This window comes from Comamonas sp. GB3 AK4-5, assembly GCF_041320665.1.
Classification (GTDB): Bacteria; Pseudomonadota; Gammaproteobacteria; order Burkholderiales; family Burkholderiaceae_C; genus Comamonas.
The window spans coordinates 3,243,535-3,254,907 of record NZ_CP166730.1 but is presented as its reverse complement, the minus strand read 5'-3'; the positions used below and the strand labels follow the sequence as shown (position 1 = coordinate 3,254,907).

Annotated in this window: 6 protein-coding genes and 8 tRNA genes; 13 read left to right on the top strand and 1 reads right to left on the bottom strand. The window is 60.6% G+C overall.

Going from position 1 to position 11,373, the window contains the following annotated elements; all coding sequences use genetic code 11:
* The first annotated feature begins 102 nt into the window (after positions 1-102).
* The 11 genes from ACA027_RS14730 (at position 103) to ACA027_RS14680 (ending at position 7,024) form a co-directional block, all read left to right on the top strand.
* Positions 103-189, top strand: a tRNA-Leu gene (locus ACA027_RS14730).
* A gap of 83 nt (positions 190-272) precedes the next feature.
* Complete coding sequence (gene tig, locus ACA027_RS14725) at positions 273-1,583, top strand: trigger factor (RefSeq protein ID WP_370678950.1); 1,311 nt, start codon at positions 273-275, stop codon at positions 1,581-1,583.
* Between the two features lie 140 nt (positions 1,584-1,723).
* Positions 1,724-2,332, top strand: coding sequence for an ATP-dependent Clp endopeptidase proteolytic subunit ClpP (gene clpP / locus ACA027_RS14720; protein WP_370678949.1), 609 nt, complete (start codon positions 1,724-1,726; stop codon positions 2,330-2,332).
* Between the two features lie 104 nt (positions 2,333-2,436).
* A complete protein-coding gene (gene clpX / locus ACA027_RS14715; protein ID WP_370678948.1) occupies positions 2,437-3,699 on the top strand; it encodes an ATP-dependent Clp protease ATP-binding subunit ClpX in 1,263 nt (420 codons plus the stop codon).
* Between the two features lie 148 nt (positions 3,700-3,847).
* Positions 3,848-6,274, top strand: coding sequence for an endopeptidase La (lon, locus tag ACA027_RS14710; RefSeq protein WP_370678947.1), 2,427 nt, complete (start codon positions 3,848-3,850; stop codon positions 6,272-6,274).
* Positions 6,275-6,373: 99 nt separating this feature from the next.
* A tRNA-Gly gene (locus ACA027_RS14705) sits at positions 6,374-6,449 on the top strand.
* A 51-nt stretch (positions 6,450-6,500) separates the two neighbouring features.
* A tRNA-Gly gene (locus tag ACA027_RS14700) sits at positions 6,501-6,576 on the top strand.
* 51 nt (positions 6,577-6,627) lie between these two features.
* Positions 6,628-6,703 (top strand) — tRNA-Gly (locus ACA027_RS14695).
* Positions 6,704-6,754: 51 nt separating this feature from the next.
* Positions 6,755-6,830, top strand: a tRNA-Gly gene (locus ACA027_RS14690).
* Positions 6,831-6,868: 38 nt separating this feature from the next.
* Positions 6,869-6,942, top strand: a tRNA-Cys gene (locus ACA027_RS14685).
* A 6-nt stretch (positions 6,943-6,948) separates the two neighbouring features.
* A tRNA-Gly gene (locus ACA027_RS14680) sits at positions 6,949-7,024 on the top strand.
* 106 nt (positions 7,025-7,130) lie between these two features.
* On the opposite strand, the gene ACA027_RS14675 is transcribed toward ACA027_RS14680, so the two are convergent.
* On the bottom strand, positions 7,131-7,253 hold the full coding sequence (locus tag ACA027_RS14675; RefSeq protein WP_370678946.1) for a biotin/lipoyl-containing protein: 123 nt from the start codon (positions 7,251-7,253) through the stop codon (positions 7,131-7,133).
* Positions 7,254-7,943: 690 nt separating this feature from the next.
* Here ACA027_RS14675 and ACA027_RS14670 point away from each other — a divergent pair.
* Complete coding sequence (locus ACA027_RS14670) at positions 7,944-10,502, top strand: glycoside hydrolase family 3 N-terminal domain-containing protein (RefSeq protein WP_370678945.1); 2,559 nt, start codon at positions 7,944-7,946, stop codon at positions 10,500-10,502.
* A 154-nt stretch (positions 10,503-10,656) separates the two neighbouring features.
* Positions 10,657-10,745, top strand: a tRNA-Leu gene (locus ACA027_RS14665).
* Positions 10,746-11,373 lie beyond the last annotated feature (628 nt).

Below are 11,373 nucleotides of genomic sequence, written 5' to 3'. Positions count from 1 at the left end.
AGTGAAAATCCATGGGGCCCAAAGAATCCACGCTAAAATCCAAGGTTGACCCCTAACGCACAAGCCGGCAGCGCGCCTGCCGGCTTTGCAGTTATAGAGACCGCGCGGGTGGCGAAATTGGTAGACGCACCAGGTTTAGGTCCTGACGGTGGCAACACCGTGCCGGTTCGAGTCCGGCCCCGCGCACCATCCATGTGAGACTTTGCGGAATACGGTGCAGGCTGTACTGCAGCCGGCACGGTCCACCCTTTCCCCGAGATTTAGGAACCATCATGGCAGTTACTGTTGAAACCCTTGAAAAGCTCGAGCGCAAGATCACGCTGAGCCTGCCCCTCGCCGCAATCCAGACCGAAGTCGATTCGCGCCTGAAGAAGGTGGCACGCACGGTGAAGATGGATGGTTTCCGTCCCGGCAAGGTGCCCATGAACGTGGTGGCACAGCGCTACGGCTACTCCGTGCAGTACGAAGTGCTGAACGACAAGGTGGGCGAGGCTTTTGCACAGGCCGTGAATGAAGCCGGCCTGCGCGTGGCTGGCCAGCCGCGTATTTCCGAAAAGGAAGGCGCTGCCGAAGGCGAAGCCCAGTTCGACGCCATCTTCGAAGTCTTCCCCGAAGTGAAGATCGGTGATCTGGCCGGTGCCGCTGTCGAAAAGCTGACCGCTGAAGTGAACGACGAAGCCATCGACAAGACCGTGGACATTCTGCGCAAGCAGCGTCGCACCTTCGCTCAGCGCCCCGCTGCCGAAGCCGCTGTGGACGGTGACCGCGTGACCGTGGACTTTGAAGGCAAGATCGACGGCGAAACCTTTGCCGGCGGCAAGGCCGAAGACTTCCAGTTCCTGGTGGGCGAAGGCCAGATGCTTAAGGAATTCGAAGACGCAGTGCGCGGCATGAAGGCCGGTGAGTCCAAGACTTTCCCCCTGGCTTTCCCCGAGGACTACCATGGCAAGGATGTGGCCGGCAAGACTGCCGACTTCCTGGTGACCGTGAAGAAGATTGAGTCCGCAAACTTGCCCGAAGTGAACGAAGCCTTCGTCAAGTCGCTGGGCATTGCTGACGGCACGGTCGACGGTCTGCGCGGTGACATCAAGAAGAACCTGGAGCGCGAAGTGAAGTTCCGCGTGCAGGCTCGCAACAAGCAAGCCGCCATGGACGCTCTGGTGTCCGTGGCCGAGCTGGAGCTGCCCAAGGCTTCGGTGCAAGCCGAAGTGGGCCGTCTGCTGGAAGGCGCACGCGCCGACCTGCAGCAGCGCGGCATCAAGGATGCAGCCAATGCTGAAATCCCCGAAGACATCTTCCTGCCCCAAGCCGAGCGCCGCGTGCGTCTGGGCCTGGTGGTTGCCGAGCTGGTGAAGACCAACAAGCTGGAAGCCACGCCCGAGCAGTTGAAGGCCCATGTGGATGAGCTGGCAGCTTCCTACGAAAAGCCGGAAGATGTGGTGCGCTGGTACTTTGGCGACCGTCAGCGTCTGGCTGAAGTGGAAGCCGTGGTGCTGGAAAACAATGTGACCGAGTTTGTGTTGGGCAAGGCCAAGGTGAGCGACAAGGCTGTGTCGTTTGATGAGCTGATGGGTCAGGCCTAAAGCGGCTTGACCTGACGGTGGGCGGGCTGCTGGCAGAAAGTCCCCGTTAGGCTTTTCATCACCGGGGCTTGTGCTTTGCGGCACAAGCCCCATTTCATTTCTTGGCTAGGCTACATTGCTGAAATTGACAGGAGAGAACTATGAGCGCATTGGATACACAGGGTTTGGGCATGGTCCCTATGGTGATCGAACAGTCCGGCCGCGGTGAGCGGTCGTACGACATCTATTCGCGCTTGCTGAAGGAGCGCGTGATCTTCCTGGTGGGCCCGGTGAATGACCAAACGGCCAACCTGGTGGTGGCGCAGCTGCTGTTCCTGGAGAGCGAGAACCCCGACAAGGACATCTCGTTCTACATCAACTCGCCCGGTGGCTCGGTGAGCGCCGGCATGGCCATCTTCGACACGATGAACTTCATCAAGCCGGATGTGTCCACGCTGTGCACCGGCATGGCTGCCAGCATGGGTGCTTTCCTGCTGGCTGCAGGGGCCAAGGGCAAGCGCTTTGCGCTGCCCAACTCCAAGGTCATGATCCACCAGCCGCTGGGCGGCATGCAGGGTCAGGCCACGGAGATCGAGATTCACGCCCGTGAAATCCTCAAGACCCGCGAGCAGCTGAACAACATCCTGGCAGAGCGTACTGGTCAGTCGCTGGAAAAGATCCAGCGCGACACCGAGCGCGACTATTTCCTGAGTGCTGATGAAGCCAAGGACTATGGTCTGGTGGACCAGGTGATTGCTCGGCGCTCCTAAGCACCGCGAAGCCGAGGGAGTGCGGCGTTATTCCACACGGAGTGCGCCGTTTTTCCTGTTGGTATCATTGTTTTTCCTCTTCTTTGTAACAAGGCACTGCCCCCATGGCCGAGAAAAAAGGCACTTCCAGCGAGAAAAACCTCTACTGCACCTTCTGCGGCAAAAGCCAGCATGAGGTGAAGAAGCTGATTGCTGGGCCGTCCGTCTTTATCTGCGACGAGTGCATCGATCTGTGCAACGAGATCATCCGTGACGAGTTGCCAGGCAATGCCGCCCGTGAAGCCCGAGGCGATCTGCCCACGCCGGCAGAAATCAAGGCCAATCTGGACAATTATGTGATTGGCCAGGACCAGGCCAAGCGCACCCTGGCGGTAGCGGTTTACAACCACTACAAGCGCCTGCGCCACAAGGACAAGGCCGGCAAGGACGAGGTCGAGCTGTCCAAGAGCAACATCTTGCTGGTGGGCCCTACGGGGTCGGGCAAGACGCTGCTGGCCCAGACCCTGGCGCGCCAGCTGGATGTGCCGTTTGTGATGGCCGACGCCACCACGCTGACCGAAGCCGGTTACGTGGGTGAGGACGTGGAGAATATCGTCCAGAAGCTGCTGCAAAGCTGCAACTATGAAGTTGAGCGTGCACAGCGCGGCATCGTCTACATCGATGAAATCGACAAGATTTCGCGCAAGTCGGACAACCCCAGCATCACCCGTGACGTGTCGGGTGAGGGCGTGCAGCAGGCGCTGCTCAAGCTGATCGAAGGCACCATGGCCAGCGTGCCGCCCCAGGGCGGGCGCAAGCATCCGAACCAGGACTTTCTGCAGATCGACACGACCAACATCCTGTTCATCTGCGGTGGTGCGTTTGCGGGCCTGGAGAAGGTCATCGAAAACCGCACCGAGGCCTCTGGCATCGGTTTTGGCGCCACGGTCAAGAGCAAGAAGCAGCGCTCGCTGTCCGAGATGTTCCAGGAAATCGAGCCGGAAGACCTGATCAAGTTCGGCTTGATTCCTGAACTGGTGGGGCGTATGCCGGTGATGACGGCGCTGGCGGAGCTGAACGAAGATGCACTGGTGCAGATTCTGACCGAGCCCAAGAACGCCCTGGTCAAGCAATACAGCAAGCTGCTGGGCATGGAAGGCGTGGAGCTGGAAATTCGCCCTGGCGCACTCAATGCCATTGCCCGCAAGGCCCTGGCTCGCAAGACCGGTGCGCGTGGTTTGCGCTCCATCCTTGAACAAGCGCTGATTGGCACCATGTTTGATTTGCCCACTATGGACAGTGTGGCCAAGGTGGTGGTGGAGGAATCCACCATCGAGGACGGCAAGGCGCCGCTCCTGGTGTACCGCGAAGCGGTCAAGACCGCCTGAGTCTGTGGGCAGAGGTATGCGGTGCGCCCATGGCGCCCGCATGCTTCTCTGAAAGGCTGTGCAAGCCAGTGGCCCAGGGCCGCTGGGCCAGCCTGGCTTCTCCGATATCCGCTGCAGAGCATGTTCTGCAGCATTACTGAGGAATACCATGTCAGGTACTACTCCCGTGACCGATACACCCGTCGACCTGCCGCTGCTGCCGCTGCGCGACGTCGTGGTGTTTCCCCACATGGTCATTCCCCTGTTTGTGGGGCGCCCCAAGAGCATCAAGGCTCTGGAGCTGGCCATGGAAGGCGACCGCCGCATCATGCTGGTAGCGCAGAAGACTGCGTCCAAGGACGAGCCGTCTGCCGACGACATGTTCGAGGTGGGTTGCATCTCCACCATCTTGCAGATGCTCAAGCTGCCCGACGGCACCGTGAAGGTGCTGGTGGAAGGCCAGCAGCGTGCCCAGGTGGACAGCATCACCGACCACGAAACCCACTTCACCAGCGTGCCACGTGCGCAGGCCGAGGCAGAAGACGCCACGCCTTCCAGCGAGGTGGAAGCCTTGCGCCGTGCCGTGACGCAGCAGTTCGACCAGTACGTCAAGCTCAACAAGAAGATTCCTTCGGAAATCCTGAGCTCGATCTCTGGCATCGATTCGCCGGGCCGACTGGCCGACACCATCGCCGCCCACCTGCCGCTGAAGCTGGAAAACAAGCAGCAGGTGCTGGGCCTGGCCGATGTGAAGGAGCGTCTGGAAAACCTGTTTGAGCAGCTGGAGCGCGAGGTCGACATCCTGAATGTGGACAAGCGCATCCGTGGCCGCGTCAAGCGCCAGATGGAAAAAAACCAGCGTGACTTCTATCTGAACGAGCAGGTCAAGGCTATCCAGAAAGAGCTGGGCGAAGGCGAAGACGGCGCGGATCTGGAAGAGATCGAAAAGAAGATCAAGCTGGCCAAGATGCCGGTGGCGGCCCGCAAAAAGGCCGAGGCCGAGCTGAAAAAGCTCAAGCTGATGTCGCCCATGTCGGCAGAAGCTTCGGTGGTGCGCAACTACATTGATGTGCTGACGGGTCTGCCCTGGAGCAAAAAGACCAAGATCAAGCACGACCTGGCAAACGCCGAAGAGGTGCTCAATGCCGACCACTTTGGCCTGGAAAAGGTCAAAGACCGCATTCTGGAATACCTCGCGGTGCAGCAGCGTGTGGACAAGGTCAAGGCGCCCATTCTGTGCCTGGTTGGCCCTCCCGGTGTGGGCAAGACCTCGCTGGGTCAGTCCATTGCCAAGGCCACCGGCCGCAAATACGTGCGCATGGCCTTGGGTGGCATGCGTGACGAGGCGGAAATCCGCGGTCACCGCCGCACCTACATTGGCGCCATGCCGGGCAAGGTGCTGCAGAGCCTGGAAAAGGTGGGGGCGCGCAATCCGCTGTTCCTGCTGGACGAGATCGACAAGCTGGGCATGGATTTCCGTGGTGATCCGTCGAGTGCGCTGCTGGAAGTGCTGGACCCCGAGCAAAACCATACCTTTGGTGACCATTACGTCGAGGTCGATTTCGACCTGTCGGACGTGATGTTCGTAGCCACCTCCAACTCCATGAATATTCCGTCGGCCCTGCTGGACCGCATGGAAGTGATTCGCCTGTCGGGCTACACCGAAGACGAAAAGACCAATATCGCGGTGCGCTATCTGCTGCCCAAGCAGCTGAGCAACAACGGCGTGCGCGAAGGTGAACTGAAGGTGGAGGAATCCGCCATCCGCGACATCGTGCGCTACTACACCCGTGAAGCGGGTGTGCGTTCGCTCGAACGTGAGCTGTCCAAGATCTGCCGCAAGGTCATCAAGGGCATTCAGCTCAAGAAGCTGGAGCCCATGGTGGTGGTCACGGCCGACAACCTGCCCGACTACCTGGGCGTGCGCAAGTACACCTATGGCCGTGCGGAGCAGCAAAACCAGGTCGGTCAGGTCGTGGGCCTGGCCTGGACCGAGGTGGGTGGCGATCTGCTGACCATCGAGGCGGCCGTGATGCCGGGCAAGGGCAACATCCTGCGTACAGGCTCCCTGGGCGATGTGATGAAGGAGTCGGTGGAAGCTGCACGTACCGTGGTGCGCAGCCGTGCCAAGATGCTGGGCATCAAGGACGAGCTGTTCGAAAAACGCGATGTGCACGTGCACGTGCCCGATGGCGCCACGCCCAAGGACGGCCCCAGCGCTGGTGCGGCAATGGCCACGGCCTTTGTGTCGGCGCTTACGGGCATTCCCGTGCGCAGCGATGTGGCCATGACCGGTGAGATCACCTTGCGTGGTGAAGTCACGGGCATTGGCGGTCTGAAGGAAAAACTGCTGGCCGCCTTGCGCGGTGGCATCAAGACAGCCTTGATTCCTGAAGAGAACGTCAAGGACCTGCAGGAGATTCCGGACAATGTGAAAAGCGGCCTGGAGATCATCCCCGTCAAGTGGATCGATCAGGTGCTCAAGGTGGCGCTGGAGCGCATGCCCGTGCCTTTGACTGAAGAGGAAGTGGCCGCCGCCGCGCCTGCTGACAAGGGTGAGAAGGCTGCTGACCCTTCGGGAGCCGTGAAGCATTGAGTTTTTTGACTGCATTTGAAAAATGCGGTCAAAAATTTACGCTACAATTCATCCCATCGCAGCGTTGCTTCGTTATAGAATACAAGGCTCGATAGAAATGCGGGAATAGCTCAGTTGGTAGAGCGATACCTTGCCAAGGTATAGGTCGACGGTTCGAACCCGTTTTCCCGCTCCACATTTGTTGTGGAGCTTCGGCTTCGCAGCCGTTTCAGGTAACTGAAACAACGCGGGAATAGCTCAGTTGGTAGAGCGATACCTTGCCAAGGTATAGGTCGACGGTTCGAACCCGTTTTCCCGCTCCACATTTGTTGTGAAGCTTCGGCTTCGCAGCCGCTTCAGGTAACTGAAGCAACGCGGGAATAGCTCAGTTGGTAGAGCGATACCTTGCCAAGGTATAGGTCGACGGTTCGAACCCGTTTTCCCGCTCCACATTTGTTGTGGAGCTTCGGCTCTGCAGCCGCTTCAGGTAACTGAAGCAACGCGGGAATAGCTCAGTTGGTAGAGCGATACCTTGCCAAGGTATAGGTCGACGGTTCGAACCCGTTTTCCCGCTCCAGGTTAGAAGTGAAAGGGTGACGCAAGTCATCCTGTGACGGCGCGATAGCAAAGCGGTTATGCCCCGGATTGCAAATCCGGTTAGACCAGTTCGACTCTGGTTCGCGCCTCCATATATTGCGGGAGTAGCTCAGTTGGTAGAGCGATACCTTGCCAAGGTATAGGTCGACGGTTCGAACCCGTTTTCCCGCTCCACGGTTTGAAAAAGCAGGCAGCGCAAGCTGTCGCAGTGGTGAAAAAAGGAGCTTCGGCTCCTTTTTGCATTTTCGCATGCCTAGGCGGCCTGCGAGCCCCTGTGCGCTCAGGCGTCGAGCGCCTGTATCTCCAGCAAGGCCTGACCGGCAACCACCGTCTTGCCCGACTGGCAGTGCACCGCAGTGACGGTGCCAGCCCGCGCGGCACAGACCGGAAACGCCATCTTCATGGCTTCGAAAATGGCCAGTGTCTGCCCAGGCGCTACCGCCTAGCCTACTTCGACCAGGAGCTTCCGCACGCTGTCAGAGATGTCGGTCACCACGGCATCGCCTCCTGCCGCCGCCATGGGCGGACGGTCTGTGCCCGGCGCGGTGGCGCTGGCCGTCTCGTTGCGCCACAAGGCCACCTCCGCCGCATAGGCAGCCTGCTGTCGTTGCAGGAATGCATGGATGGGCGCGTTACAGGCTGCAGGCAGGGAGCGGTGAAATCAGGGACTGCGGAAAGACGTGTGCAAACTTCATACCAATCCGGGTGGCGGGTGCATGCGGCGAGAGTCCGCAAGTCCTGCGGGAGGCGTGGTGGCGGCCCGCGCTGCGGTATGGGTGGTATGAGGCCGTGTGGGGCGGTGGTGAAGAGGGATAGCCCTTGCGCCGGATCGGGAAGACGGCCTGCGCAGCGCGCCGCCAGGGTGCACATGCGATGAGCTATGCGCCGCAGCGGTTGAGGTATTTCATTTTCAACACCCGAGCGCCAACCCTATGGCGTGCGAAGAGTGGGTACTCATAGACTTTGTGCTGCATGTTGGCTGCGGCAAGCGTGCACCACAACGTGCGCGGGGCGTGTGCCTTCGCGTGACCGGTTGCGCCGGGCGTCCGCTGCTGCAGCTCTCGGCTTTGCCATCACACCTCATTGCTCCCCCATGATCAGAAGGCCTTACCTTCCCCTGACCTGGTTGCCTCTTTCCGGCCTGGTCGCCGTGCTGTCACTGGCATTGACTGCTTGCACCGACCGGGAGGCTGCGGACGCAACCTCGGCCAAGGCGGTGGCTGCTTCGGACAGCCCTATTCACCCTGAAGTCTGGCCCGAGGTGCAGTGGCCGCTTGCACCAGATGAGGCGCTGGAGGCGCGCGTCAACGCACTGGTGGCCAGCATGACGCTGGAGGAGAAGGTCGGGCAGACCATACAAGGGGATCTGGCGAGCATCACCCCGGATGATGTGCGCAAGTACCGGCTGGGCTCCATTTTGGCGGGTGGCAATTCCCATCCCGGTGGCAGGTACAACGCCACGCCACAGGCCTGGCTGGAGATGGCCGATGCCTTCTGGGAGGCATCGATGGACACCCGTGGCGGCGGCAAGCCCATCCCCATCATCTGGGGGCTGGATGCCATGCATGGACAAAGCAAGGTGGTGGGGTCCACTTTGTTTCCGCACAATATTGGCCTGGGGGCTACGCGCAATGCGGAGCTGGTGCGGCGCATTGGACATATCACGGCCATAGAGACCCGCACCACGGGCATGGAGTGGACGTTTGCGCCCACCGTCACCGTGCCGCGTGACATGCGCTGGGGGCGCAGCTACGAAGGTTACTCGGAGAGGCCCAAGCTGGTAGCGGAATATGCCCGCGCCATGGTCGAAGGCCTGCAGGGCAAGGCGGGTGAGCCGGGCTTTCTGGGTGATGACCGGGTGATGGCCTCCATCAAGCATTTTGTGGGAGACGGCGGCACGTTTGAAGGCCACGATCAAGGGGACACACGCATCTCTGAAGCGGCGCTGCGCGACATCCATGCCGCCGGCTATATGACTGGCATTGCTGCAGGGGCGCAGTCCGTGATGGCTTCCTACAACAGCTTCAACGGCATCAAGCTGCATGGCTACCAGGCACTGCTGACCGATGTGCTGAAGGGGCGCATGCATTTCGGAGGCTTTGTGGTAGGGGACTGGAATGGCCATGGACAGATCCCGGGTTGCAGCCCGCAAAACTGCCCTGCGGTCTACCGGGCGGGGGTGGACATGCCCATGGCGCCTGACAGTTGGAAAGGCATGTACGAAAGCACGCTGGCGGCCGTCAAGGAAGGCCGCCTCGCGATGGAGCGCCTGGATGATGCGGTCAAGCGCATCGTGCGGGTAAAGCTGCGCATGGGCCTGTTCGAGCAGCCCAAGCCTTCGCTGCGCCCCTACGGTGGCAAGTTCGAGCTGCTGGGAGCGCCCGCGCACCGTGCGGTGGCCAGGCAGGCCGTGCGGGAGTCGCTGGTGCTGCTCAAGAACGACAACGGCATTCTCCCCTTGGCCCCCACGCAGCGCGTGCTGGTGGCGGGTGATGGCGCCGATAATGTGAGCAAGCAATCGGGCGGCTGGACGTTGAACTGGCAGGGAAGCGGCACGAAAAGGGCGGACTTCCCCCATGCCGACACGATTTATGAGGCCCTGAAAAGCCAGATCGATGCGGCGGGTGGGAGTACGGAGCTGGCCATCGATGGTCGCTACCGGCAAAAGCCCGATGTGGCCATTGTGGTGTTTGGCGAGGACCCTTACGCAGAGTTCCAGGGAGACATTCCCAATCGCCTCTACAAGTCCGGTCGTGGCCAGGATTTGGCGCTGATCCAGCAGCTCAAGCGCGATGGCATTCCGGTGGTCTCCCTGTTCATCACGGGCCGGCCACTGTGGGTGAACCAGGAGATCAATGCCTCCGATGCATTCGCGGCAATATGGCTGCCAGGGTCTGAAGGTGGTGGCGTGGCGGATGTTGTTTTGCGCAACCCGCAAGGCGCGCAGCAGCATGACTTCAAGGGCAAGCTCAGCTTTTCATGGCCGGCACGCGCTGATGTCAGCAGCATCGACGACACGGGCTATGTGGCGCAGTTCCCATTTGGCTACGGCCTGCGCTACCAGGATGACGGCAACCTGGCCGCGCTGTCCGAGCAGTCCGGGGTCACGGCCTCCGCTTCGGATGAGAGCGTGCTTTTTCACCGCGGTGTGGCCAGCGCAGGCATCCAGGCTCGAGTGCTTGATGCCGAGGGACATGTGGCGGGCGCCAGCCATGCGCCAGTGACGGTGAGCGCGCTGGACTTCAAGGCGCAAGAGGATGCGCGCAGCATCAAGTGGGCGGGCGAGCAAGCAGGGGCATGGGAGCTGTCTTCGAGCCCACCCAAGGACTTTGAGCGCCAGGCCAATGGCGAGCTGCTGCTGACGGTCACCCTGCGTATCGAATCGCTGCCCAGTCAGGGGCCGGTGGAGGCCTATGTTTCGGGAGGCGGCAAGCGTGGAGCACTGCAGATTGCCTCCTGGCTGCAGTCTTTGCCACACAAGCAATGGTTTACGGCAGGCATTCCCTTGAAATGCTTCAGAAAGCAGGGAGCCGATCTGAGAAAGCTGGACATGCCCTTTGGCATTCGCTCCGCGCCAGGTCTGGAGCTGTCCATCCACCAAGTGCAGCTGGGTGTGGCTGCCGACCAGCGCCTGGATTGCCCGACGATTTAGGCAGGAGCCAGCGCTGGCTGGGTGGCTGGGGCGAAGAAAGTGGTGCACCGGCCCGGGAGCAGGGCCGACTTGGCCCATAATGCAGTCCTTTTCGGATTTCAGCGCGTAGCGTCTTGCGGCCCCAAAGCTCGGACGTCTTGCCAAATCCGTCTTGGCCCCGATGGTGAAATTGGTAGACACATCGGACTTAAAATCCGCCGCCTTTAATCGGGCGTACCGGTTCGATTCCGGTTCGGGGCACCAATTATCTGCGTAGCCATTGAAGCTGGTGCTATAAAGTCGATAGTGAAGTGCGGACCGCACAGTGTGCGGTGTTCCGCAAATTGGGCGGCTCACTGTGCGGGCTTGACTCTCTTCCCACTTTGCGTGCACGTCGTCCACCGTCATTCCTTCCATGGCGCAGCCCCAGGGCCTGGGCCGTGCGGATACCGGCTGTCTCATCAAGCCCGGCCGCCTTTCTCGTTGACCAACAGCTACCTTGAACTGCGTTTGCAAGACCGTATTGCATCGACGAGGGCAGTTGTGAGCCCGTTGGCTCGACTCCCAGCTTGGCGGCCGTTTTCCCTTGGTGACGTGCAAGAATCCATTGGAAATGTGGTCTCGCTTATCCAGAGCAGATCTGCAGGACGCTGTCCAGTGAGTCGGGCCAGCGGCAGGGCGAACTGCAGCGGCCTCCCTGCGTGCTGCATGACAGCCTGCATTGCAGCAGATTCGACAACGGCGCACCGCTCGGACTCCTTGCCGCTGCGCACACCCCGGCGCAAGGATTGGTGAGAGACGTCTTTCCATGCTCGCGGGCAAAATTCCCCATCTGTGAGATCAAAGCCTTTTTCCGGTTGCCCTGCACATGGTCAGGGTGGCTGGGATTGGC

Bases quoted from the DNA above. Each gene is read 5' to 3' on its own strand.
- tig (WP_370678950.1), top strand. From the start codon at position 273: ATGGCAGTTACTGTTGAAACCCTTGAAAAGCTCGAGCGCAAGATCACG.
- clpP (WP_370678949.1), top strand. From the start codon at position 1,724: ATGAGCGCATTGGATACACAGGGTTTGGGCATGGTCCCTATGGTGATC.
- clpX (WP_370678948.1), top strand. From the start codon at position 2,437: ATGGCCGAGAAAAAAGGCACTTCCAGCGAGAAAAACCTCTACTGCACC.
- lon (WP_370678947.1), top strand. From the start codon at position 3,848: ATGTCAGGTACTACTCCCGTGACCGATACACCCGTCGACCTGCCGCTG.
- ACA027_RS14675 (WP_370678946.1), bottom strand. From the start codon at position 7,253: ATGAAGATGGCGTTTCCGGTCTGTGCCGCGCGGGCTGGCACCGTCACT.
- ACA027_RS14670 (WP_370678945.1), top strand. From the start codon at position 7,944: ATGATCAGAAGGCCTTACCTTCCCCTGACCTGGTTGCCTCTTTCCGGC.